Raw genomic sequence first — 24396 nt, forward strand, 5'->3', positions numbered from 1 at the left:
CAATCATGTCCAACGATAACTTCGTCCATCTGCACGTCCATACCGAGTATTCAATGCTCGATGGCGCTGCTCGTGTTGGCGATTTAATGTCTGAAGTTAAGGCGCAGGGCATGCCGGCGATCGCCATGACAGATCACGGAAATGTGTTTGGTGCATTTGATTTTTATAAAGCTGCTAAAAAAGCTGATGTAAAACCAATTATTGGAATTGAAGCCTACGTTGCTCCTGAATCACGTTTTGATAAGAAGCGCGTGCAATGGGCCGATGGTGGAGAAGATGATGTGTCAGGTGGTGGCGCCTATACCCACATGACGATCTTGGCTGAAAATAATGAAGGTCTTGGAAATCTATTTCGTCTTTCATCTCTTGCATCCCTTGAAGGTTATTACTACAAGCCTCGCATGGACCGCGAACTGCTTGCTCAGTATTCAAAGGGATTGATCGCAACAACAGGTTGTCCTGGTGGAGAAATCCAAACTCGTTTGCGCATGGGTGCTTATAAAGAAGCGATCAAAGCAGCTAGCGCTTACCGCGACATCTTCGGCAAGGAAAATTTCTTTCTTGAAGTAATGGATCACGGGATTGAAATTGAATCCCGTGTTAAAGCAGATTTAATGAAGTTGGGTAAGGAACTTGGTCTGCCGCTTCTTGCAACTAACGATCTTCACTACACACGCCAAGAGGATGCTGGCGCGCATGAAGCGTTGTTATGTGTGCAATCAGGTTCTACCTTGGCAGATCCCAAGAGATTTAAATTTGATAATGACACCTTCTATGTAAAGACCGCTGCTCAAATGCGCGAACTTTTCAAAGATATTCCTGAAAGTTGTGACAACACCTTATTAATTGCTGAACGTTGCAACATCACCTTGCGCGAAGGCGAAAATCTGCTGCCACAGTTTGAGGTTCCAACAGGTGAAACTGAAGATAGTTGGTTGAAAAAAGAGGCAGAGCGCGGCCTGAAAGAGCGTTTAGGTGCTCGTTTAACTCCAGCACATGAAGATCGCCTGAAGTATGAGCTTGGCGTTATGGAGAAGATGGGCTTTCCGGGTTACTTCCTTGTTGTTGCCGACCTAGTTGGTCATGCAAAGAAGGTTGGAATTCGCGTAGGTCCAGGTCGTGGATCTGCTGCGGGATCACTCGTTGCATACGCGCTGGGAATCACCGGTTTAGATCCACTCGAGCACGGGCTTTTGTTTGAGCGATTCCTAAATCCAGAACGTATTTCGATGCCTGATATCGACTTGGACTTTGATGAACGTCGTCGCAGCGAAATGATTCGTTATGCCACTAATAAGTATGGTGAAGATCGCGTTGCTCAGATCATTACTTACGGAACTATTAAATCTAAGCAAGCGATCAAGGATTCAACTCGAGTACTTGGTTATCCATATGTTGTTGGCGAAAAGTTAACTAAGGCGTTGCCACCATCTGTGATGGGCAAGGACATTTCTCTTGGGGGAGTCTTTGATCCCAAGGATGATCGTTATGGAGAAGCAGGAGAGTTCCGCGCTCTCTATAACTCAGATCCTGATTCAAAACGTGTTGTTGATACCGCACGTGGTCTTGAAGGTTTGAAGCGTCAATGGGGTGTTCACGCTGCAGGAGTTATCTTGTCTCGCGAACCTTTGTTGGATGTTATTCCGATTCATCGCCGCGAAGCAGATGGAGCGATCATCACTCAGTTCGATATGGGTGCGTGCGAAGCAACTGGTCTGCTCAAGATGGATTTCTTGGGACTTCGAAATCTTTCAGTACTTGATGATTGTTTACTTAACATCAAAGCAAATCAAGGAAAAGATGTAGTGCTTGAAGATTTAACGCTGGATGATCCAAAGACTTACGAATTACTTGGTCGCGGAGACACCTTGGGTGTATTTCAGCTCGATGGTGGACCAATGCGTGCGCTGCTTCGAAGCATGGTTCCAGATTCATTTGAAGATATTTCCGCGGTTATTGCTTTGTACCGTCCAGGACCAATGGGCGAAAACGCGCACAACAACTATGCAGATCGTAAAAATGGTCGCAAGCCTGTTGAGCCAATTCACCCTGAACTATCTGATGCGCTGCAGGATATTTTGGGTGACACATACGGCTTAATCGTTTACCAAGAGCAGGTAATGGCGATTGCCCAAAAGGTTGCCGGCTTTACCTTGGGTCGCGCAGATCTTTTGCGAAAGGCGATGGGTAAGAAGAATAAGGACATCCTGGATAAGGAATACGTTCCATTCGAAGCGGGCATGAAGGAAAATGGTTTCTCTACCGCCGCCATTAAACGTTTATGGGAAGTGCTAATTCCCTTCTCTGATTACGCATTTAACCGTGCGCACTCAGCTGGTTATGGCGTTGTTTCATACTGGACCGCGTATTTAAAGGCGAACTTTCCAACTGAATATATGGCAGCGCTTTTGACCTCTGTTCGTGACGATAAAGATAAGTCAGCTTTGTATCTGTCTGAATGTCGCCGCATGGGAATCAAGGTTCTGCCGCCTGATGTCAATGAATCCGATGCTGAATACACGCCACGCGGAGTAGATATTCGCTTTGGACTGGCTGCAATTCGCAATGTCGGTGAAGGTGTTGTTGCATCTATTAAGAATGCGCGTGATGCAAAGGGTCGCTTTACATCCTTTGGTGATTTCTTAGCAAAGGTTGATGCGCAGGTCTGCAATAAGAAGACAATCGAATCTTTGATCAAAGCAGGTGCCTTTGGATCACTCGGCTCAACTCGTAAGGGATTAATCGCTGTCCACCTTGAAGCTATTGATTCTGTCATTGAATCAAAGCGTGCCGAAGCGATCGGACAGTTTGATTTGTTCGGCGGAGAAGCGGTCACCGCTGTTTCGGGATTAGATATCGAAGTACCTACGGGCGAATGGGACAAGGCGATGCTCTTGTCCTACGAACGCGAAATGTTAGGTCTGTATGTTTCAGATCATCCATTGCTGGGTGTTGAACATGTCTTGCGCGCCAACACAGATATGTCCATCAGCGAGTTAGTTGATGATGGCGCACAGCACGAATCAATTGTCACCATCGGCGGCTTAATCACAAGTGTTACCCGAAAGGTTTCGCGTCAAGGTGCATCATGGGCGGTTGTAACCGTTGAAGATCTTGAAGGTGCGCTAGAAGTCTTGTTCTTTGCAAATACTTACAATCAGTACTCAATGTCATTGACTGAGGATCGCATCGTCACAGTTCGTGGTCGTGTTGATCGTCGCGAAGATGCACTGCGATTTACCGCACTTGAAATGTCGATGCCAGATATCAGTGCAGGCCCTACAGGCCCACTAGTGATTTCATTGCCGATTCAACAATGCACTCCACCTGTAGTTGATCGCATTAAAGAGATTTTGCGTTCACATCCCGGAAAGCGTGAAGTGCATTTGCAGCTTCTGGATAATGGCAGCAGCACAGTAATGAAGGTTGATGCGTTGATCACTTCATCACCAAGTTTGAGCGCGGATTTGAAATCAATTTTGGGCCCTAACTGCCTCGTTTAATTTAATGAGCAAGGCCAACCGCCTTGCCGTTACAATTACCCAATGATTCGTACCGTTGACCTGCGCGGACGAGCCCTGTCTAAAGCCCAATACAACTCTGAACTGCCCCGAGCCACGCTCAATGTGCAAGAGGCGATGGTGCTGATCGAGCCCATTATGGAGCGAGTTAAGAATGGCAATGAGTCCGATCTGATCGCATTGGCTCAAGAGTTTGATGGCGTCACTCCAGCTGCCATCAGAGTTCCACAAACAGAACTTGATAAAGCGCTATCTCAATTAGATCCCGCGATTCGCACCGCGTTAGAGCTTTCAATTGTTCGCATCACTAAAGTTCACAATGATCAACTTCGTAGCGAAAAGACAACCACCGTTGTCGATGGCGGAACAGTTACTGAAAAATGGATTCCCGTAGATCGTGTCGGTCTCTATGTTCCAGGTGGACGCGCTGTGTATCCAAGTAGCGTCATGATGAATGTAATCCCAGCACAGATTGCAAAGGTTCAATCAATCGCTGTTGCTTCACCTCCGCAAAAAGAGTTTGGCGGATTGCCTCACCCAACAATTCTTGCAACATGTGCACTGCTTGAAATCTCCGAGGTGTATGCGGTTGGGGGAGCGCAAGCGATCGCCTTGTTTGCTTACGGTATGGAAGGTGTCTGCGAAAAGGCAGATCTGGTAACCGGACCCGGAAATATTTATGTTGCCGCTGCCAAGCGGGCACTTCGCGGAGTAATCGGAATTGATTCAGAGGCAGGACCAACTGAAATCGCAGTGCTGGCAGATTCATCGGCGATTGCTGCAGATGTTGCCGCAGATTTAATTAGCCAGGCAGAACACGATGTAATCGCAGCTGCGGTATTAGTAACTGATTCTGTCGAACTAGCAGCAGCTGTTGAAGCAGAGTTAAAGATTCGTGTAGCAGCGACGAAGCACTCAGATCGAATTAAGACCGCGCTATCTGGTGTGCAATCTGCGATCGCATTGGTCGATGACATCGCACAAGGCTTAGATGTTGTTAACGCTTATGCTGCAGAGCACCTTGAAATTCAAACACGTAATTCACGCTCAGATGCAGCAAAGATTCGTAACGCAGGTGCGGTATTTATTGGTCGATTCTCACCTGTTTCATTAGGTGATTACTCTGCAGGTTCAAACCACGTTCTTCCAACTGGTGGATGTGCATGTCACTCAAGTGGGCTCTCTGTACAGACTTTCCTACGTGGATTGCACTTTATCGAATACGGTCAAAAGGCATTTACAGACATTGTTGACACAGTTGTAACCCTTGCAAACTCTGAAGATTTACCGGCACACGGTGAAGCAATGACTGCGCGCTTGGAGAATTTGTAATGGCTTGGCCAAGTTGGTTACCGCTGCGCGATAACTTGCGTCCGCTATCTCCATACGGTGCGCCACAAGTTCCGGCTCGCGCAGCTTTAAATACCAATGAAAATCCCTACTCTCCTTCACCTGCATTGCAAAAGGCGATCACCGATGCTGTTGCAAAGGTTGCTTCTGATTTAAATCGCTACCCAGATCGTGATGCAACTGTTCTGCGCACAAAGCTGGCGGATTACATAAACGAGCAAAGTGGCACAAAGTTTTCAGCAGACAACCTGTGGGCTGCTAACGGATCTAACGAGATTATTCAATCAATCTTCTTAGCTTTTGTCCAAGGTTCAGTTTTAGGTTTCACACCTTCCTATTCAATGCACCCTTTGATCGCGAAGGTGACTGGGTCGTCATGGATTGATGGAAAGCGCAACGCAGACTTTTCGCTTAATACCGCAGATGCTGTCGCAGAGATCCAAAAGCACAAACCAACTTTGATCTTTATTACAACACCTAATAATCCAACTGGTGGTGCAGTCACAATTGATTCCATTCAGATGTTGGCAGATGCTGCTAAATCTGTTGGGGGATTACTAGTTGTTGACGAGGCGTATGCAGAGTTCTCGCAAGAAATATCTGCGGTTACATTAATTGCCAATAACCCACATGTAATTGTTATTCGCACGATGAGCAAGGCATTTGCCTTTGCTGGTGCACGTGTTGGTTATTTGGTAAGTGATGCAAGTGTTAAAGATGCGATGATGATTGTGCGCTTGCCGTATCACCTCAGTGCATTAACTCAAGCTGCAGCTGTTGTTGCCATCGATCACCGTGCTGAGTTATTAGGAGGGGTTTCAACCCTTATCGCTGCACGAACACATGTTGTTCAGGCACTGCACGACATGGGCCTTGCCACCATTCCAAGCAGCGCTAACTTTGTTTTGTTCACTGGATTCAAGCAGGATGCGCCACAACTGTGGGCTGCGCTGCTGGAAAAGGGTGTTCTGATTCGAGATGTGGGATTATCAGGGTACTTAAGAGTGACCATTGGCAATGAAGCCGAAAACATTTTATTTATTTCAGCCCTCAAAGAGCTCATTTAAGAAGGAGAGACCCATGAGAACAGCACGCGTCGAAAGAAAGACCAAGGAGTCACATGTACTCGTTGAGATCAATCTTGATGGCCAAGGCATCATTGATGTTGCAACAGGGGTTCCATTCTTCGATCACATGATGTCTCAGTTGGGCAAGCACTCAGGTTTTGATCTAACAGTTAAGACAACTGGTGATGTTGATGTTGATTCACACCACACAGTTGAGGACACATCCCTTGCCTTTGGTCAGGCACTTCGCGAAGCACTTGGCGATAAGGCTGGCATCCGTCGCTTTGGAGATTCAATGGTTCCATTGGATGAGGTGCTTGTTCAGGCAGCGGTAGATCTTTCAGGTCGCCCATACCTAGTGCACCGTCAGCCAGAGATTGTTGAACTTATCGGAACCTTTGATACAACACTCGGAAAGCACATCTGGGAATCAATCGTTGCTGAGGCGCGAATTGCATTACACATCCGCGTACTTGAAGGTCGTAACGCTCACCACGTTTTTGAAGCACAATTCAAAGCTGTTGCACGTGCATTACGTGACGCAGTTTCACTAGATGGCAGAGTTGCCGGAATCCCATCTACAAAAGGTTCTCTTTGATAGCAATTCTTGATTACGGATCTGGAAATCTACGATCAGCCGAACGCGCATTTGCAACAGCAGGAAAAGATGTAGTTGTTACATCTGATCGATCAGTTGCACTTGAAGCAGATGGATTAGTAGTTCCAGGTGTTGGCGCATTTGCTGCATGCATGAGCGGATTAAATGCGGTTGATGGTGCAGCAATTGTTCGTGAACGTTTAGCAAAAGAACGTCCAACTTTAGGAATCTGTATCGGTATGCAAATTATGTTTAGCGAAGGTACTGAACACTCCGAAAAGGGAGCTCATGCAGGTATTGGAATTTGGCAAGGCGTCGTATCGAAATTAGATGCACCAATCCTTCCTCACATGGGATGGAACACCGTAGAAGCTGCAACTACATCTACGCTGTTTAGCGGTGTCGAAGGTGAGTCCTTTTACTTTGTTCACTCCTATGCAGCAAAGCAAGCTGTAGGTACAACGCAGGCGTGGAGTACCCATGGAGAAAAGTTTTTAGCTGCTGTTGAAGATGGCTACATCAGTGCAACGCAGTTTCATCCAGAAAAATCTGGTGCAGCAGGCTTGGCGTTAATTAAGAATTGGGTGGGATCGCTATGAGTTACCTAGAACTATTGCCTGCAGTTGATGTTAAAGATGGTCGCGCTGTTCGATTAGTTCAAGGCGAACTTGAAAAGGAAAGCATTTACGGCGCACCACTAGATGTTGCCCTTGAATTTCAAGCAGCAGGTGCTGAATGGCTGCACTTAGTAGATCTTGATGCAGCATTTGGTCGTGGCGAAAACTCTGCGCTACTTGCCGAAGTTGTTGGAAAGCTTGATATCAAGGTCGAACTTTCTGGTGGAATTCGCGATGATGAATCTTTAAAGCGCGCACTTGCCACCGGTTGTCGCCGAGTGAATCTCGGAACTGCAGCACTTGAAGATCCTGAATGGACCGCACGTGTGATTGCAGAACATGGGGACCGGATTGCAGTTGGCCTTGATGTTCGTGGTCACACACTTGCAGCACGTGGTTGGACAAAAGAGGGCGGAGATCTTTTTGAAACTCTTGCTCGTTTAGATCGCGATGGTTGCGCTCGTTATGTCGTAACAGATGTTGCTAAGGATGGAACTTTAGCTGGACCAAATATTGAATTATTGAAATCGGTATGTGCCGCAACAAGTAAGCCGGTAATTGCAAGTGGTGGAATTTCTTCCCTTGATGACATCGCCGCCCTAACGGCACTAGTTGGAACAGGTGTAGAAGGTGCGATCGTTGGTAAAGCTTTGTATGCAGGAAAGTTCACATTAGAACAAGCGCTGAAGGTCAGCGGTAAATGACTCTTTCTGTTCGCATCATTCCGTGCCTAGATGTAACCGATGGCCGCGTAGTTAAAGGTGTTAACTTCACCGATCTTGTCGATGCTGGCGATCCAGTTGAAATGGCATCCTTGTATAACCTCGAAGGCGCCGATGAACTTACCTTTCTAGATATCTCGGCAAGTGTTGCAGGACGTGAAACTACTTTGGATGTTGTTCGTCGTACCGCAGAGCAGGTATTTATCCCGCTAACTGTTGGTGGTGGAATTCGCAGTGTTGAAGATGTAGATCGTTTACTTCGAGCAGGTGCGGACAAGGTTTCAATCAATACCTCTGCAATCGCACGCCCTGAATTAATCGCTGAAATCGCAGATCGATTTGGCTCACAGGTTTTAGTAATTTCAGTTGATGCTCGTCGCGCTAACACTGAATCTGGTTTTGAGGTCACAACACATGGCGGCCGACAAAGCGCTGGACTCGATGCACTTGCTTGGGTTGAAAAGGCGTGCGCATTAGGTGTTGGCGAGATTCTTCTTAATTCAATGGATGCTGATGGAACTCGTGCAGGGTATGACATCGGAATGATTACCGCAGTTCGTGCAGTATCGAAGGTGCCTTTGATCGCAAGTGGCGGAGCTGGAAGCCTCGAAGATTTCTCGGCAGCCCTGGATGCAGGTGCCGATGCGCTGCTAGCTGCGAGCGTATTTCACTTCGGAATTCACCGCATTGGAGATGTGAAGTCATATCTGGGTAAGCACAATTATCCGGTGCGCACGTTGGCTGCTCGTTAAGGCAGAATGAGCACATGACGACAATCGATCCTCAGGTAGAAGCGTTGCTGAAGGATCCTGCTGCATTAATTCCAGCGATTGTTCAAGATGTTACAAATAATGAAGTGTTGATGTTGGCGTACATGAACGCCGAATCTTTAGCGCTCACACTTTCAACCGGCAAAGCAACATACTGGAGCCGTAGCCGCAATGAACTGTGGGTGAAGGGTGCAACATCTGGTCACTACCAAGATGTTCATTCAGTTGCACTTGATTGCGATGGAGATGCATTACTTCTCAAAGTTACTCAAACCGGAGCTGCCTGCCATACGGGGGATCGCACCTGTTTTCACACACCATTAGAGCTTGGCAAGTAAGTGAACATAGAAGAGTTTCGCGCCTATGCGAAGGTTTCAAATGTCATTCCAGTTTCTCGTCGTTTACTTGCAGATGGTGAAACACCACTTGGCGTGTATCGCAAATTAGCCAAGAGTGCCGATAACACTTTTTTATTGGAGTCTGCAGAACACGGCGGTGCTTGGTCACGGTACTCATTTATCGGTGTGCGCAGCGAAGCAACTTTGAGCGAAAAAGATGGTCTTGCGTACTGGCAAGGAACCGCACCAGCTGGAGCACCAACTGGAATTGATCCATTGGAAGCACTTCGCCTTTCTGCAGCTCATTTGAAATCTCCGAAGATTGCAGGGCTTCCACCACTTACTGGTGGCCTCGTTGGATTCATGGGGTACGACGTTGTGCGTCGCCTTGAACGCTTACCTGATCTGACAACAAAAGATATTCCGCTGCCCGAACTTTCATTCATGCTTACAAGTGATCTTGCAGTACTAGATCACAGCGATGGAACCATCACATTGATTGCAAATGCAATTAACTGGGATGGAAGCGATGATCGAATCGATGAGGCGTACGCTTCTTGCGTCGAACGTTTAGATCGCATGCAAGCCGATCTTTCAACACCATTAACTGGGGATGCGACAGCAATTCCAGATTTCTCATTACCTCATTACGAAGGCAATATTTCTGCAGATCAATTCAAGGAAAATATTGCAAAGGTAAAGGAAGAGATTCTTGCAGGCGAGGCTTTTCAGGTGGTGCTATCACAACGTTTTGCGATGCCATGTACTGCTGACGCAATTGATGTCTATCGTATGTTGCGCCTGAACAATCCATCTCCATATATGTATTTGTTCCGCTTTACCGATGGAATTGAAATTGTTGGTTCAAGTCCTGAAGCACTTGTAAAGGTAAATCAAAAAGATGTAATGATCCATCCCATTGCTGGCACCAGAAAACGCTCTGCAAATCCCGAAGAGGATCATCGCCTTGCAGAAGAGTTACTGGCAGATCCAAAAGAACGTGCTGAGCATTTAATGCTGGTAGATCTAGGACGCAATGATTTAGGTCGAGTGTGCGCACCAGGTTCAGTAGAGGTTGTGGACTTCATGCATATCGAGCGTTACTCACATGTGATGCATATTGTTTCTACAGTTATTGGAAAGCTTGCTGATAAAGCAACACCAGTAGATGCACTCTTTTCTGTATTTCCGGCTGGAACCCTGTCAGGTGCACCAAAGCCTCGCGCAATGGAGATTATCGAAGAGCTTGAAACAACTAGACGCGGTGTTTACGGCGGCATCGTTGGGTATCTTGATTTCACAGGCAATATTGATACCTGTATCGCAATCCGTACCGCGTTATTGCACCAAGGAACCGCTTACGTTCAAGCAGGTGCAGGTGTAGTTGCAGACTCTGATCCTGAATCTGAAAACCAAGAATGTCGCAATAAAGCTGCCGCTGTTTTAACCGCGGTGCATGCTGCAAATCGTTTAGGTGATGTGCGATGAAGGATTACTTAACGATCGCTGGCATGGCTGTTGTTGTGATGGTGTTAGTTGTTTTAATTGGCAGAAAATTTAATTTATCGTCCCGCTACGAACGCAAGCCGCGTGTACTTAACTCGTGGAACGCTTTAGATAAAGGAATAGATCCAACCGAGGATGTTCATCAATGAGCGTTCTCGATTCGATTATCGAAGGTGTGCGTGAGGATTTAGCTGCACGTCGACTACCTATGGGGCAGCTGCACGAACAATTAGAGCAGGCACCTGCAGTACGAGATTGTTTGGCAACTCTGCTCACCGAAGAGATTTCAGTTATCGCTGAAGTAAAAAGATCATCGCCCAGCAAAGGCGCCCTTGCTGCAATCACAGATCCGGCTGGCCTTGCTGCGCAGTATGAAGAGGCTGGCGCATCTGTCATTAGCGTCCTAACGGAACAACGTCGATTTGGCGGATCATTGGCAGATTTAGATGCGGTACGTAAAGCGGTTGACCTTCCCGTATTGCGCAAAGATTTCATGGTTGATGATTACCAATTTTATGAAGCACGCGCTCATGGTGCAGATGTAGTTTTGTTGATCGTTGCTGCACTAAGCAAAAATCAATTGGAAGATTACTTTCACTTATCAAAAGAGCTTGGAATGCGTGCATTGATTGAAGTGCACACACCATTAGAGTTAGAAAGTGCGTTAGATATTTCTCCTGACATCATTGGAGTTAACTCACGTAATTTGAAGACACTTGATGTTGACGCACAAGCCTTTGCCCAATTAATTCCACAAATCCCATCAACAATCGCTCGAGTTGCTGAATCCGGTATTTCCACCCGCGAAGAGGTTGCATTTGCGCAAAGCAATGGAGCCACCGCGATCTTGGTAGGCGAGGCGTTAGTTCGTGCAGGTGATCCTCGTGTTGCGATCAACCAATTGCTAGGTAGGCTTTAACTCATGAGCGCAATCGGCCACTTTGGTGAATATGGTGGACGCTTCGTTCCCGAAGCTTTAATTGGCGCACTTGAAGAGTTAGAGGCCGCACATAACTCGGCACAAAAAGATCCCGAATTTCTGGCAGAGCTTGCCGAACTTCATCGCAGTTACACAGGTCGCCCCAGCATCATTACCGAAGCTAAGCGATTTTCTGAACATGCAGGTGGCGCGCGAATCTTTTTGAAGCGTGAAGATCTCAATCACACAGGTAGTCACAAGATCAACAATGTTTTAGGTCAAGCGCTATTAACAAAGCGCATGGGCAAGAAGCGCATCATCGCCGAAACTGGAGCAGGTCAGCATGGTGTTGCATCTGCAACAGCTGCAGCGCTTATGGGACTCGATTGCGTTGTGTACATGGGCGAGGAAGACACACGTCGCCAAGCGCTCAATGTTGCACGTATGAAATTGCTTGGCGCCGAAGTTGTTCCAGTTACTTCAGGATCAAAAACTTTGAAAGATGCAATTAATGAAGCGATGCGCGACTGGGTTACCAATGTTGCCGATACTCATTACCTTTTAGGAACAGTTGCAGGTCCACATCCATTCCCAACAATGGTGCGTGATTTCCACAAAATTATTGGCGAGGAAGCCCGTGAGCAAATGCTCGCACTCACCGGTCGCTTGCCTGATGCAATCCTTGCTTGCGTAGGTGGGGGATCTAATGCAATTGGAATCTTTAATGCATTTATCCCAGATGAAAGTGTGCGTTTAATTGGTCTTGAAGCAGGTGGTGATGGAGTTGAAACCGGTCGCCATGCAGCAACAATCACTGGTGGATCTCCAGGTGTTCTTCATGGAACTCGTTCATATGTATTGCAAGATGCAAATGGTCAAACAATTGAATCGCACTCAATTTCAGCAGGTCTTGATTACCCAGGTGTAGGACCAGAGCATGCATATCTTCATGACATCGGTCGCGCTGAGTATCGTGCGATTAATGATGATGCTGCAATGGCTGCCTTTGCTTTAATGAGCAAGACCGAAGGAATTATTCCGGCAATTGAAACCGCACACGCATTGGCAGGTGCACTTGTTGTAGGTAAAGAGCTTGGCCCTGATGCGAATTTGTTGATTAACTTATCTGGACGTGGAGATAAGGATGTGCAAACAGCGGCCGAATACTTTGGAATTCCGCTGTAATGACGCAACTCGATTCTGTAATGGCCAAGGTGCGCGCAGAAAATCGCGCAGCGCTGATTGCATATATTCCAGCAGGATTTCCATCTCAAGCAGGGTGCGCAATGGCGATCCAAGCACTTGCTGATGCAGGTGTAGATGCAATTGAAATTGGTTTTCCTTACAGCGATCCAGTGATGGATGGCCCGGTAATTCAAGAGGCCGCAGATATATCTCTGAAAGCAGGTACTAATGCTGCAGATGTATTTGCTGCATTAAAGGTTGCAAGTAGCACCGGTGTTGCGGCGGTTGTCATGACTTACTGGAATCCGATTGAAAAGTACGGAGTTGAAAAGTTTGCGCAAGCGATCGCAGATAATGGGGGATCGGGTGTAATTACTCCCGATCTGACAATTGAAGAATCGACGGGCTGGCTTGCTGCTACAGCTAAGGCACAAATCAATCCGATTTATGTTGTTGCACCAAGCACCAAGGATGCACGCCTTGCCGAAGTCACCTCTAAGACAAGTGGTTTTGTTTACGCTGCAAGTTTGATGGGTGTCACGGGTACTCGAAACAGTGTTTCAACTGGTGCTGCTGATTTAGTTGCACGAGTTCGTTCTGTTACAGATTTACCAATCTCTGTTGGTTTAGGTGTTTCAACGCGGGAGCAAGCAAAATCATTAGCTGCATACGCCGATGGCGTCATTGTTGGCTCTGCATTTATTAAGTTGCTGCTTGAAGCAAAGAGCGAGCAAGAAGGCTTAGCTGCAATTTCACATTTAGCATCTGAATTGGCGCTAGGAGTCCGTGAAGGACGATGAAAAACTTCAACGCTCGTTTCCAACCTCAGATCACTTTATTGGCACGATTGCTATTAGGCGGAGTTCTGCTTGTCGCTGGTGGTTTAAAACTTAATAAACCAACTGACTCAGCAAATGCAGTTGCAGCGTACAAAATTCTCCCAGCAAATCTTGCTCATCTTGTTGGGTATGCATTGCCGTGGCTTGAGGTAGCAATTGCACTGTTGCTCATCATTGGAATTATGGTTCGTCCAGCTGCGCTCATTGGTGGAGCGATCATGCTTGTATTTACCGCGGCAATCGCTTCGGTGTGGGCGCGAGGGTTACTCATTGACTGTGGCTGCTTTGGCGGAGGCGGGGAAATCGATCCTTCTCTTGCGGCACAGGTGCATAGGACCTACTTCATAGAAATAATGCGCGATTTAGGTTTGGCTCTAGCAGCCCTTTATCTATACCTTTTCCCATACGGAAAACTTTCCTTTGAAAAAGCAGCGGTGGAGGAGTAACGATGGCACAGCAAAAGGCGAAAGCTCAGGACAACACAACACGTTGGATCGTCATCGCGATGGTCTTATTAGTTGTAGTCACTGGAGTTGTCTTCTCATTGATGAGCCAGAACAACAAGGAGAACGCCTCACTTGCAGCACTTGATGGCACAAAGTTAAAGCCAGCAGTAACCGCAACAATTGATCCAGCAAATGGTTCAGCGATTGTGCTCAATCCTGGTCAAGCAAAGGTTATAGATGTGTGGGAAGACCCACAGTGCCCTGTATGTAAGAACTTCGAAGATGCAAATGGTGATTACATCGAATCATTAGTTCGCGACAACAAGGCAACTGTTCGTTTCCATGTTCTTTCATTCTTAGGTGATGAATCTGTTCGTGCAGCTAACGCATCATTTTGCGCCGCAGATGAAGGTCAGTACTTAGATTTCCACCACGCTTTATACGCGGTTCAATCACCACTTGAAAACTCAGGTTTCTGGAGCATTGAAAAGTTGGTGGCGATCGGATCCAAGATCGGAATCACTTCGACAAAGTTTGCAGATTGCGTGAACAAGGGATCCAAGATTGATCTTGTGAAAGCAAATTACGATTCGATGGAAAAGTATGGAGTGAAGGGAACTCCAACTGTTTTCATCAACGGAAAACTTTGGGAGCGCAAGAGCCCAGACTTTAACCTTGCAGAGTTCAAAGCCGCTGTAGAGGCTGCTTAAACCTTGTTGCTCGCCTTTCCAACGCCAAGTAATTCGGCGTTAGAAATTGGGCCATTAACTATTCATTACTACGCGCTGTGCATCATCACTGGTGTTGCAGTTGCAATTTGGTTGGGTGACAAAAGATTTCGTGCTGCAACTCCATTGGGTGCACATGTTGTATCTGAAGTTGCAATCACTGCGGTACCAGCTGGTGTTATAGGTGGCCGTCTGTATCACGTGATCACATCCCCTTCTGCATACTTCGGAAGCAACGGAAACCCATTAGCTGCCTTCAAAATTTGGGAGGGTGGCTTAGGTATTTGGGGCGCTATTTCCCTAGGGTTATTAGGCGCTTTCCTTCGATATCGATCATTGCAAAAGCGAATTGAGCTCCCATCATTTGCAGTTTTTGCCGATGCGTTAGCACCAGGAATTCTTCTAGCTCAAGCAATTGGACGTTTTGGAAATTGGTTTAATGGAGAGTTATTTGGTCGTCCACTAGATACCTGGTGGGCGCTTGAAGTCCCTTTTAAGTATCGACCATATGGCTACAGCCAATTTGAAAGTTTTCACCCAACATTTTTATATGAAGCTTTGTGGTGCACCCTTGTTGCGATTGCCCTCATTGCATTTGGAAACAGGTGGAAGCCGGGTCAGGTTTTTGCAGGGTATGTATTTGCCTACTGTTTGGGCCGATTCTTCATCGAACTCATTCGGATTGATTCAGCCAATACCATCGCCGGTTTACGCGTAAATGTCTGGGTGAGTGTGATCGTCGCCCTATCTGCACTTAGCTTTTTTGCTCGCGCCTCAAAACAACAGCAATAGCTTTCAGGTAGGCTCGTTGCATGAGTTTAGAAGAGGTCTACAAGAGAAACCTTGAACATCGCACCCATCGCGCAGGTTGGTTACGTGCCGCTGTATTGGGAGCAAATGATGGACTCGTTTCAACCGCATCATTGATGATTGGTGTTGCAGCTGCGGGTAAAAATGATTTTCTCGTAACGGCAGGTATCGCCGGAATTACAGCTGGTGCGATGTCGATGGCTGTTGGCGAATATGTTTCTGTCCGTTCTCAAAATGATGTTGAAGAATCAGATCGCCTTTTGGAGATTCAGCATCTGGCAGCAGATCCAGATGGCGAACTTCAGGAGCTACAACATATTTACATTAATCGCGGTTTAACTCCAGAGCTTGCTTTGCAGGTTGCACTTGAAATGCATCGTAAGGATCCACTGGAAGCGCACCTTCGCGATGAGCTAGGTCAACATCCACATACAAAGGCCCGCCCCGTGCAGGCAGCTATTGCGTCAGCGATCTCGTTTACCGCCGGTGGTTTGATTCCATTTGCTGGAGCCTTCGCACCAACTCTGGGTGCTAAGGCGTGGAGCATCATCGGATTCACAATGGCTGGTCTACTGCTGACCGGTGTTGTCTCCGCTCGAACTTCAGGCTCAAAGGTCCTAGCTCCCACCATTCGCGTGATGATCGGTGGCTGCTTGGGTATGGCGATCACCGCTGGAATTGGTCAACTCGCCAACGTATCTGGCCTCTGATTTCACCGCTTCCGAGGCTTCCCTTCTACCTACTTGTTGCTACGATTTCGCACTAAGCAAGACGGGCCAAGGATGTCCCTGTACACGTAGGACAATCCCGTAGGAGCGACGCCCATGGCACTTGCATCCAATTATCCACAGGCACAAGGGCTCTATAACCCTGCCAATGAACATGATGCATGTGGTGTTGCAATGGTTGCGACCTTAAACAAGGTAGCAACACACGAGATCGTTGCTAAAGCGTTAACCGCTCTACGAAACCTTGAACACCGTGGCGCATCAGGTGCTGAACCAGATAGTGGTGATGGTGCAGGAATTCTTATCCGTGTTCCAGACGCATTTTTTCAAGCTGTTGTTGATTTCAAACTTCCGGCAGCTAACGCATATGCAACAGGTATCGCATTTGTTGCACAAGGTGCGGATGTAAAGGCAGATATCGCAAAGATCGCTGAAGAAGAGGGCTTAACAGTTCTTGGATGGCGCGAAGTTCCAATTAATTCTTCATCTTTAGGTAAGACCGCACTTTCTGTCATGCCAGATTTCCACCAGGTGTTTGTTGCAGGCAAGAATGGTGAAACCGGTATTGCGCTAGATCGTTTAGCGTTCTGTTTGCGCAAGCGCGCAGAGCATGCACTTGATCTGTACTTCCCATCATTGTCATCACAGACAATTGTGTACAAAGGAATGCTTACAACTGGACAGTTAGAAGAGTTTTTCCCAGAGCTATCTGATGAGCGTGTTGTATCTCCGCTTGCACTAGTTCACTCACGCTTTTCAACCAACACTTTTCCTTCATGGCCACTGGCACACCCTTATCGCTTTATCGCTCACAATGGTGAGATCAATACAGTTAAGGGAAACCGAAACTGGATGCGCGCTCGCGAATCATTGCTTGCAAGTGATGTAATCCCTGGTGATTTAAAGCGTCTATTTCCTATCGTTGAAATGTCAGGCTCTGACTCTGCTTCATTTGATGAGGTGCTAGAGCTGCTTTACCTTGGCGGGCGTTCATTGCCACACGCTGTTTTGATGATGATCCCTGAGGCATGGGAAAACCACGCAACAATGCCGCAGAATCGACGCGACTTCTATGCATTCCACGCATCAATGATGGAGCCATGGGATGGACCTGCGTGTGTGACATTTACGGATGGGCATCAAGTTGGTGCAGTTCTTGATCGCAACGGACTTCGTCCTTCACGTTTCTGGGTAACAAAGGATGGACTTGTTGTTCTTGCCTCTGAAGTTGGCGTGTTAGATATTCCTGCGGAAAACATTGAACGCAAGGGTCGCCTACAACCAGGAAAGATGTTCTTAGTAGATATTGAAGCAGGACGCATCATTGAAGATGGCGAAATTAAAGATAATCTAGCAAACGCTGCTCCATACGGAGATTGGTTACACGCTGGAATTATTAAGTTAAGCGAACTTCCTGCACGCGAGCACATTGTGTATCCACACTCATCAGTTGTTCGCCGTCAACGCGCATTTGGTTACACAGAAGAGGATCTACGCATCCTTGTTACTCCAATGGCTAAGAACGGCATGGAGCCACTTGGTTCAATGGGAACAGATACTCCAATCGCTGCACTTTCTGAAAAGCCACGTTTGATCTTTGATTACTTCTCACAGCTTTTTGCTCAAGTTACAAATCCACCACTTGATGCGATCCGCGAAGAATTAGTTACAAGTCTTGGCACATCTATGGGCCCAGAGCACAACCTGCTTGATCCTGGCCCAACATCATGTCGTCAAATTTCACTTGCCTTCCCGGTTATTGATAATGATGAACTTGCAAAGATCATTCACGTTAACGCCGATGGAGATCATCCCGGTTTGAGCGCACATGTAATCCGTGGCTTGTTCAGCATCGCCGATGGGGGAGACTCACTGCGCGAACGTTTAAATGAGATTAAGGCTGAAGTTTCGCAAGCGATTAATGATGGTGCGCGCATCATTGTTTTATCTGACCGTGATGGCGATGCTGAAAATGCACCAATTCCTTCACTGCTTTTAACATCTGCTGTTCACCATCACCTGATCCGCGAAAAGAGTCGCACCAAGGTTGGTTTAGTTGTTGAAGCTGGAGATGTACGCGAAGTTCACCATGTTGCACTTCTTATTGGTTACGGCGCAGCATGCGTTAACCCATACCTTGCAATGGAGTCAGCTGAAGATCTAGTTCTGCAAGGTGTAATCACAGGCATTACCCCTGAAAAGGCGGTTAAGAATTTAATTAAGAGCCTTGGCAAGGGCGTTCTAAAGGTTATGTCGAAGATGGGAATTAGCACCATCGCTTCATACACCGGTGCTCAAGTTTTTGAAGCGATCGGATTGTCACAGGAAGTTGTCGATGAATACTTTGTTGGAACCACATCTCGTCTTGGTGGAGTTTCACTCAATGTAATTGCTGAAGAAACTATCGCCCGTCACCACATCGCGTATCCACCTGGGGGAGAAGTACCAGGAACAAAGCGTCTTCCAATCGGCGGCGAGTATCAGTGGCGTCGCGAAGGTGAGCCTCACCTATTTGATCCTGAAACTGTATTTACTTTGCAGCACTCAACACGTAACAAGCGTTATGACATCTTCAAGCGTTATACCGATCGTGTTAATGAGCAGAGCAAGCGTTTAATGACTTTGCGCGGATTGTTCCAATTTAAAGAGGGCGAAAACGCACCTATTTCAATTGATGAGGTTGAGTCCGCGCATGACATCATCAAGCGCTTCTCAACAGGTGCGATGTCATACGGATCAGTTTCAGCTGAAGTTCACGAAACCTTAGCGATTGCAATGAATCGCCTTGGTGGAAAATCCAACACCGGTGAAGGCGGAGAAGAGCCAGAGCGCTTTGTTCCGATGGCTAATGGTGATTCAAAGCGTTCTGCAATTAAACAGGTTGCCTCTGGTCGTTTCGGAGTAACTAGTAATTACCTTGTTAACAGTGATGACATTCAGATCAAGATCGCACAGGGTGCAAAGCCTGGCGAAGGTGGACAACTGCCAGGTAACAAGGTGTACCCATGGATTGCTAAGGCTCGTTACTCAACTCCAGGTGTTGGTTTAATTTCTCCACCACCTCACCACGATATTTACTCAATTGAAGATCTTGCACAATTAATTCACGATCTAAAGAACGCTAATAAGAATGCACGCGTACATGTAAAGCTTGTGGCTGAAGTAGGCGTTGGAACAGTTGCTGCTGGTGTTTCTAAGGCTCACGCAGATGTTGTTTTGATTTCAGGTCATGATGGCGGAACTGGTGCATCACCACTTACTTCGCTGAAGCATGCTGGTGCTCCGTGGGAGCTCGGACTTGCTGAAACTCAGCAGACATTGCTGCTTAATGGTTTGCGCGATCGCATTGTTGTTCAAACAGATGGTCAGCTAAAGACAGGTCGCGATGTTGTTATCGCAGCTTTGCTTGGCGCTGAAGAGTTTGGTTTTGCAACTGCGCCGCTAGTTGTTTCTGGTTGCATCATGATGCGCGTATGTCACTTGGACACATGCCCAGTAGGTGTTGCAACTCAAAACCCAGAGCTTCGTAAGAAGTTCAGCGGTAAGCCAGAGTTTGTTGAAACTTTCTTCGAATACATTGCCGAAGAAGTTCGCGAATTACTTGCTCAACTTGGATTCCGCACACTTCAGGAAGCGATCGGACATGTTGAGTATTTAGATACTCGCAAGGCCGTTGATCACTGGAAGGCTGCAGGATTAAATCTTGAACCATTATTAGTACGTCCAGATGTAGATAGCGCGCTACACAACACAATCAAGCAAGATCACGGTTTGGATGCTGCTCTTGATAATAAATTGATTGAGCTTGCACAGCCTGCACTTACTAAGGGCGAAGCGGTAAAGATTGATCTTCCAGTTCGAAATGTAAATCGAACAGTTGGAACTATGTTGGGCGCTGAAGTAACACGTAAGTACGGGGCAGAAGGATTGCCTGCCGGAACTATCGATGTAACTTTGCATGGCTCAGCTGGTCAATCACTTGGAGCATTTATTCCAAAGGGTGTTGCAATTCGTCTTTACGGAGATTCCAATGACTACGTAGGTAAGGGAATTTCTGGAGGACGTGTGGTTGTACGTCCTGATGAAAGAGCATCCTTTAACTCACAGGACAATGTGATTGCCGGAAACGTCATTGGATACGGAGCGACAGCGGGCGAGATCTTTATTCGTGGTGTTGTTGGAGAACGTTTCTGCGTTCGAAACTCTGGAGCACTAGCGATTGTTGAGGGCATTGGCGATCACGGTTGCGAATACATGACCGGCGGAACAGTTGTAGTTCTTGGTCGTACTGGCCGCAATATTGCAGCGGGTATGTCCGGTGGACGTACATATGTATTGGATCTTGATACCGCAAATGTAAATGCTGACATGGTTGATGTGCTTGCAGTTCCTGAAGATCAGAAAGAGATTTTGAAGTCTCATATCTCTTCTTACTTCACCGAAACTGGTTCTGAAATCGCATCAGCGTTGCTTAAGGATTGGGATAAGAGCATTGCTCGCATCTCATTGATCATGCCTCGTGACTACGCACGTGTTCTTGCCGCAATGGAGAGAGCAACACGTGAAGGTTTACCGGTAGATGCACTAGTGATGGAGGTTGCAGCAAATGGCTGATCCAAAGGGATTTATGACAACTCCACGCGAAACACCAACGCGTCGACCAGTTGATGTTCGTATTCAAGATTGGCGAGAAGTGTATGAGCCACAGAGCCTTGAGCACTTACAGAAGCAAGCTGGTCGCTGCATGGATTGTGGAATTCCTTTTTGCCACAATGGGTGCCCACTCGGAAACTTAATTCCTGAATGGAATGATTTGATTTGGCGTGGAGATCTAGATGAAGCGATTGATCGCTTACATGCCACTAACAACTTCCCAGAGTTCACAGGGCGACTATGTCCTGCACCATGCGAAACAGCATGTGTAGTTGGAATTAATCGTGATGCTGTAACTATCAAGCAGGTTGAACTTCGCACGATCGAAGAGGCTTTTGGCGCAGGAAATGTAAAGCCAATGGCACCTGACCGTTTAACAGGAAAAACCGTTGCGGTAATTGGTTCAGGTCCAGCAGGACTTGCAGCTGCACAACAGCTAACCCGCGCAGGCCACACAGTTGCTGTGTACGAGCGTGCTGACAAAATCGGTGGCTTACTTCGTTACGGAATTCCAGAGTTCAAAATGGAAAAGCACATCCTTGATCGACGTCTTGAGCAGATGGAAAAAGAGGGAACTCGTTTCCGTCCAGGTGTTGATGTTGGTGGCGAATTAACAGGTTCTGATCTGCGTAAAAAGTACGATGCAATTGTTCTTGCAGTTGGATCAACTCAGTGGCGCGATCTTTCAATCAAGGGCCGCGAACTAAAGGGTATTCATCAAGCTATGGAGTTTTTGCCATGGGGCAACAAGCAGGCACTTGGTGAAGTTGAAACTCCACCCATTAATGTTGCGGGCAAGCATGTTGTAATTCTTGGTGGCGGAGATACCGGCGCAGATTGCCTTGGTACATCTATCCGCCAAGGTGCAGCAAGCGTTACTCAACTTGAGATCATGCCTCGACCAACTGAAGAACGTCCATCAGGACAACCGTGGCCTACATATCCAATGATTTATCGTGTTTCTAGCGCGCATGAAGAGAAAGACAATCGCATGTTCTCTGTCAGCACTGAAGAGTTCTTGGGTGATGACAATGGAAATCTTCGCGCAATCAAGATTGTTGAAACACAATTTATCAATGGAAAGTTCGAGCCAGTTGCTGGAAGTGAAAAAGAGCTTCGGTGCGACTTTGTCTTCATGGCGATGGGCTTTACAGGTCCTGAAAAATCTCCACTTCTTACTCAACTAGAAGTGCAATTAGATGAGCGCGGAAATATTAAGCGCGATGAAAATTTCCAATCAACTGAAGAAGGTGTATTTGTTGCAGGTGATGCTGGACGTGGTCAATCATTGATCGTGTGGGCAATCGCTGAAGGACGAAGCACAGCTGCTGCTGTTGATAGATATCTCACTGGACGCACCCAACTTCCTGCGCCCATAGAGCCAACTGCCCGCCCACTAATGGTTTAAGGTTCACTTATGCGTAGAGCGAAGATTGTTTGCACGATGGGTCCTGCTGTTGAGTCTCCAGAGAAGGTTAAGGAGCTCATCGAAGCGGGCATGAATATGGCGCGTCTGAACCTGTCACATGGTGGATATGACGAGCACCAAAACCGACTCGACCGAGTTCGTGCAGCTGCAAAGGAAGCCGGCAAGCCTGTTGCGATCCTTGTTGACCTTCAAGGTCCAAAGATTCGTTTAGCGCGATTTGCTAACGGCCCACACGAGCTTGCTCGTGGCGATATTTTCACAATTACTATTGATGAGGTTGAAGGCACGAAGGATCGTGTTGGAACTACTTATAAAGGTTTACCGGGGGATTGCAAGCCTGGAGATCGCATCTTGATCGATGATGGCAAGGTAACCGTCGAGGTTGTCGAAGTTAAGGGCAACGATGTTGTTACAAAGGTAATTCAGCCAGGATTTGTTTCAAACAATAAGGGAATTAACCTTCCAGGAGTTGCAGTCTCTGTTCCTGCGCTTTCTGAAAAGGATAAGGAAGATCTTCGCTGGGGCTTACATGCTGGTGCAGATTTCATCGCTCTCTCATTTGTTCGTAACGCAGCAGATGTTGATGATGTTCATGCAATTATGGATGAGGTCGGAATCCGCGTTCCAGTTATTGCAAAGATTGAAAAGCCACAAGCTGTAGAAAATCTTCAGGAGATCGTAAATGCATTTGACGGCATCATGGTTGCCCGCGGAGATTTAGGTGTTGAGCTTCCTATCGAAGAGGTTCCACTAGTTCAAAAGCGTTGTATCGAACTTGCACGCGAAGCGGCAAAGCCAGTAATTGTTGCTACCCAGATGCTTGATTCAATGATTACTAACTCATCACCAACTCGTGCAGAGGCGACAGACTGTGCAAATGCAGTGCTAGATGGCGCAGATGCATTGATGTTGTCTGGTGAAACATCTGTTGGTGCTTTTGCAATTGAAGCGGTTGCAACCATGGCTCGCATTATTGCTCGTACCGAAGAAGGTGGATTTGAAATGATCCGCCCACTTCGCACGACACCAAAGACAAAGGGTGGCGCTATTACTCGTGCTGCAGCTGAAGTTGGACCAATTGTTGATGCAAAGTATTTAGTTACATTTACTCAAACTGGTGACTCTGCGCGTCGCATGGCACGTCTGCGTTCACCAATTCCAATCTTGGCCTTCACCCCTGAAGTGGGCACATACAACCGTCTTGCGCTTACCTGGGGAGTAGAACCAGTAGTTGCATCAATGGTTAAGCACACCGATGACATGGTGAAGCAGGCAGATGCGACATTGATCGAATCAGGTCGCGCACAGGTCGGCGAAAATGTTGTCATCGTTGCCGGTGCACCTCCAGGAATTCCAGGATCAACCAACGCTATGCGCGTTCACCGCGTAGGCGATGCTGTTGGTGGCGTAGTTCCTGCGTATCGCTGAGCGGTTTTAAGCGGCTAGAATTACAGGCTTAAAGGCCTCGGTACTCCAACGGTAGAGAGGGCAGTCTCAAACACTGCATAGTGTCGGTTCGAATCCGACTCGGGGCACGCACGTTAACTGAAAATTCCGAAAGGATGAATGAGTATGAGCGTTCGTATCCTTGTCGCTGAAGATGAAGCATTAATTCGCATGGACCTTGTTGAAATGTTGCAAGGTGCGGGATACGAAGTAGTAGCACAGGCAACTAATGGTCAAGAAGCAATTGATCTAGCAACAGAACATAAACCAGATCTTGCAATTCTTGATGTGAAGATGCCGGTTTTAGATGGCATCTCAGCTGCTGAAAAAATTATTGAGATCGCACCCGTATTGATGTTGACCGCTTTTTCTCAAAAAGAGTTGATCGATCGCGCACGTGATGCAGGTGTCATGGCATATGTTGTTAAGCCATTCACAATTGGTGATTTGATGCCAGCTATTGAGATTGCAATCAGTAGGCATCTGCAAATGAAATCACTTGCAGCAGAGGTCGCAGATCTTCATGATCGTCTTGAAACCCGTAAATTAATTGATCGCGCTAAAGGTATTTTGATGAAGGCGCTCAATCTTTCTGAGCCGGAAGCCTTTTCCTGGATCCAAAGAGCTGCCATGGATCGCCGTCTCACTATGAAAGAAGTGGCCGAGGCGGTTATTAATCCCAATGCGGTCCCAGATCACTAAAGACCCCCAAATATAACGAAAC

Annotated in this window: 21 protein-coding genes and 1 tRNA gene; all 22 read left to right on the forward strand. The window is 47.1% G+C overall.

What is annotated here, in order from left to right; translation table 11 throughout:
• The first annotated feature begins 5 nt into the window (after window positions 1-5).
• The 22 genes from dnaE to AC8GFU_RS03120 all read left to right on the forward strand — a co-directional run bounded on the left by dnaE (window position 6) and on the right by AC8GFU_RS03120 (window position 24374).
• Complete coding sequence (gene dnaE, locus AC8GFU_RS03015) at window positions 6-3503, forward strand: DNA polymerase III subunit alpha (RefSeq protein WP_506627029.1); 3498 nt, start codon at window positions 6-8, stop codon at window positions 3501-3503.
• A gap of 42 nt (window positions 3504-3545) precedes the next feature.
• Window positions 3546-4853 (forward strand): histidinol dehydrogenase, encoded by a 1308-nt coding sequence (gene hisD / locus AC8GFU_RS03020; RefSeq protein ID WP_506627030.1) that lies wholly within the window; start codon window positions 3546-3548, stop codon window positions 4851-4853.
• Window positions 4853-5938, forward strand: coding sequence for a histidinol-phosphate transaminase (locus tag AC8GFU_RS03025; protein ID WP_506627031.1), 1086 nt, complete (start codon window positions 4853-4855; stop codon window positions 5936-5938). Before hisD ends, AC8GFU_RS03025 begins: the two co-directional genes overlap by 1 nt.
• A 13-nt stretch (window positions 5939-5951) precedes the next feature.
• Entirely contained in the window at window positions 5952-6536 is a 585-nt protein-coding gene (gene hisB, locus AC8GFU_RS03030) for an imidazoleglycerol-phosphate dehydratase HisB (RefSeq protein ID WP_506627032.1), read from the forward strand.
• On the forward strand, window positions 6533-7135 hold the full coding sequence (gene hisH / locus AC8GFU_RS03035) for an imidazole glycerol phosphate synthase subunit HisH (RefSeq protein ID WP_506627033.1): 603 nt from the start codon (window positions 6533-6535) through the stop codon (window positions 7133-7135). The genes hisB and hisH overlap by 4 nt, the downstream gene beginning before the upstream one ends.
• Window positions 7132-7857, forward strand: coding sequence for a bifunctional 1-(5-phosphoribosyl)-5-((5-phosphoribosylamino)methylideneamino)imidazole-4-carboxamide isomerase/phosphoribosylanthranilate isomerase PriA (gene priA, locus AC8GFU_RS03040; RefSeq protein ID WP_506627034.1), 726 nt, complete (start codon window positions 7132-7134; stop codon window positions 7855-7857). Before hisH ends, priA begins: the two co-directional genes overlap by 4 nt.
• A complete protein-coding gene (hisF, locus tag AC8GFU_RS03045; RefSeq protein WP_506627035.1) occupies window positions 7854-8627 on the forward strand; it encodes an imidazole glycerol phosphate synthase subunit HisF in 774 nt (257 codons plus the stop codon). The genes priA and hisF overlap by 4 nt, the downstream gene beginning before the upstream one ends.
• Window positions 8628-8641: 14 nt before the next feature.
• Entirely contained in the window at window positions 8642-8983 is a 342-nt protein-coding gene (hisI, locus tag AC8GFU_RS03050) for a phosphoribosyl-AMP cyclohydrolase (RefSeq protein WP_506627036.1), read from the forward strand.
• Entirely contained in the window at window positions 8984-10471 is a 1488-nt protein-coding gene (locus AC8GFU_RS03055; protein ID WP_506627037.1) for an anthranilate synthase component I, read from the forward strand. It begins immediately after the preceding gene.
• Window positions 10468-10638 carry a hypothetical protein gene (locus tag AC8GFU_RS03060; protein WP_506627038.1) on the forward strand — a complete coding sequence of 57 codons (171 nt, stop codon included), beginning with the start codon at window positions 10468-10470 and terminating at the stop codon, window positions 10636-10638. Before AC8GFU_RS03055 ends, AC8GFU_RS03060 begins: the two co-directional genes overlap by 4 nt.
• On the forward strand, window positions 10635-11408 hold the full coding sequence (gene trpC, locus AC8GFU_RS03065) for an indole-3-glycerol phosphate synthase TrpC (RefSeq protein ID WP_506627039.1): 774 nt from the start codon (window positions 10635-10637) through the stop codon (window positions 11406-11408). The genes AC8GFU_RS03060 and trpC overlap by 4 nt, the downstream gene beginning before the upstream one ends.
• Before the next feature lie 3 nt (window positions 11409-11411).
• Complete coding sequence (trpB, locus tag AC8GFU_RS03070) at window positions 11412-12593, forward strand: tryptophan synthase subunit beta (protein ID WP_506627040.1); 1182 nt, start codon at window positions 11412-11414, stop codon at window positions 12591-12593.
• Entirely contained in the window at window positions 12593-13393 is an 801-nt protein-coding gene (trpA, locus tag AC8GFU_RS03075; protein ID WP_506627041.1) for a tryptophan synthase subunit alpha, read from the forward strand. Before trpB ends, trpA begins: the two co-directional genes overlap by 1 nt.
• Complete coding sequence (locus AC8GFU_RS03080) at window positions 13390-13878, forward strand: MauE/DoxX family redox-associated membrane protein (protein ID WP_506627042.1); 489 nt, start codon at window positions 13390-13392, stop codon at window positions 13876-13878. The genes trpA and AC8GFU_RS03080 overlap by 4 nt, the downstream gene beginning before the upstream one ends.
• 2 nt (window positions 13879-13880) lie before the next feature.
• Entirely contained in the window at window positions 13881-14588 is a 708-nt protein-coding gene (locus AC8GFU_RS03085; protein WP_506627043.1) for a DsbA family protein, read from the forward strand.
• A 3-nt stretch (window positions 14589-14591) separates the two neighbouring features.
• A complete protein-coding gene (lgt, locus tag AC8GFU_RS03090) occupies window positions 14592-15398 on the forward strand; it encodes a prolipoprotein diacylglyceryl transferase (protein ID WP_506627044.1) in 807 nt (268 codons plus the stop codon).
• Between the two features lie 20 nt (window positions 15399-15418).
• The gene (locus AC8GFU_RS03095) at window positions 15419-16126 is read left to right on the forward strand and encodes a VIT1/CCC1 transporter family protein (protein WP_506627045.1); all 708 of its coding nucleotides are present in this window, start codon (window positions 15419-15421) and stop codon (window positions 16124-16126) included.
• Between the two features lie 114 nt (window positions 16127-16240).
• The gene (gene gltB, locus AC8GFU_RS03100) at window positions 16241-20758 is read left to right on the forward strand and encodes a glutamate synthase large subunit (protein WP_506627046.1); all 4518 of its coding nucleotides are present in this window, start codon (window positions 16241-16243) and stop codon (window positions 20756-20758) included.
• Window positions 20751-22205, forward strand: a complete 1455-nt coding sequence (locus tag AC8GFU_RS03105) for a glutamate synthase subunit beta (protein WP_506627047.1) — start codon at window positions 20751-20753, stop codon at window positions 22203-22205. The genes gltB and AC8GFU_RS03105 overlap by 8 nt, the downstream gene beginning before the upstream one ends.
• Before the next feature lie 9 nt (window positions 22206-22214).
• Window positions 22215-23654, forward strand: coding sequence for a pyruvate kinase (gene pyk, locus AC8GFU_RS03110; RefSeq protein WP_506627048.1), 1440 nt, complete (start codon window positions 22215-22217; stop codon window positions 23652-23654).
• A gap of 34 nt (window positions 23655-23688) precedes the next feature.
• Window positions 23689-23761: transfer RNA gene (locus AC8GFU_RS03115), tRNA-Leu, on the forward strand.
• A gap of 31 nt (window positions 23762-23792) precedes the next feature.
• Window positions 23793-24374, forward strand: coding sequence for an ANTAR domain-containing response regulator (locus AC8GFU_RS03120; RefSeq protein ID WP_506627049.1), 582 nt, complete (start codon window positions 23793-23795; stop codon window positions 24372-24374).
• Window positions 24375-24396: the final 22 nt, after the last annotated feature.

Origin of the sequence: Planktophila warneckei (SeqCode), assembly GCF_965234675.1 — a bacterium.
Classification (GTDB): domain Bacteria; phylum Actinomycetota; class Actinomycetes; order Nanopelagicales; family Nanopelagicaceae; genus Planktophila; species Planktophila warneckei.

Excerpts from the sequence above, each read along its gene's own strand:
- gltB (WP_506627046.1), top strand. The coding sequence starts at position 16,241 with ATGGCACTTGCATCCAATTATCCACAGGCACAAGGGCTCTATAACCCT.
- hisI (WP_506627036.1), top strand. The coding sequence starts at position 8,642 with ATGACGACAATCGATCCTCAGGTAGAAGCGTTGCTGAAGGATCCTGCT.
- priA (WP_506627034.1), top strand. The coding sequence starts at position 7,132 with ATGAGTTACCTAGAACTATTGCCTGCAGTTGATGTTAAAGATGGTCGC.
- trpA (WP_506627041.1), top strand. The coding sequence starts at position 12,593 with ATGACGCAACTCGATTCTGTAATGGCCAAGGTGCGCGCAGAAAATCGC.
- hisD (WP_506627030.1), top strand. The coding sequence starts at position 3,546 with ATGATTCGTACCGTTGACCTGCGCGGACGAGCCCTGTCTAAAGCCCAA.
- AC8GFU_RS03085 (WP_506627043.1), top strand. The coding sequence starts at position 13,881 with ATGGCACAGCAAAAGGCGAAAGCTCAGGACAACACAACACGTTGGATC.
- AC8GFU_RS03105 (WP_506627047.1), top strand. The coding sequence starts at position 20,751 with ATGGCTGATCCAAAGGGATTTATGACAACTCCACGCGAAACACCAACG.
- trpC (WP_506627039.1), top strand. The coding sequence starts at position 10,635 with ATGAGCGTTCTCGATTCGATTATCGAAGGTGTGCGTGAGGATTTAGCT.
- AC8GFU_RS03080 (WP_506627042.1), top strand. The coding sequence starts at position 13,390 with ATGAAAAACTTCAACGCTCGTTTCCAACCTCAGATCACTTTATTGGCA.
- AC8GFU_RS03025 (WP_506627031.1), top strand. The coding sequence starts at position 4,853 with ATGGCTTGGCCAAGTTGGTTACCGCTGCGCGATAACTTGCGTCCGCTA.
- pyk (WP_506627048.1), top strand. The coding sequence starts at position 22,215 with ATGCGTAGAGCGAAGATTGTTTGCACGATGGGTCCTGCTGTTGAGTCT.
- AC8GFU_RS03095 (WP_506627045.1), top strand. The coding sequence starts at position 15,419 with ATGAGTTTAGAAGAGGTCTACAAGAGAAACCTTGAACATCGCACCCAT.
- hisF (WP_506627035.1), top strand. The coding sequence starts at position 7,854 with ATGACTCTTTCTGTTCGCATCATTCCGTGCCTAGATGTAACCGATGGC.
- dnaE (WP_506627029.1), top strand. The coding sequence starts at position 6 with ATGTCCAACGATAACTTCGTCCATCTGCACGTCCATACCGAGTATTCA.
- AC8GFU_RS03120 (WP_506627049.1), top strand. The coding sequence starts at position 23,793 with ATGAGTATGAGCGTTCGTATCCTTGTCGCTGAAGATGAAGCATTAATT.
- AC8GFU_RS03060 (WP_506627038.1), top strand. The coding sequence starts at position 10,468 with ATGAAGGATTACTTAACGATCGCTGGCATGGCTGTTGTTGTGATGGTG.
- hisB (WP_506627032.1), top strand. The coding sequence starts at position 5,952 with ATGAGAACAGCACGCGTCGAAAGAAAGACCAAGGAGTCACATGTACTC.
- trpB (WP_506627040.1), top strand. The coding sequence starts at position 11,412 with ATGAGCGCAATCGGCCACTTTGGTGAATATGGTGGACGCTTCGTTCCC.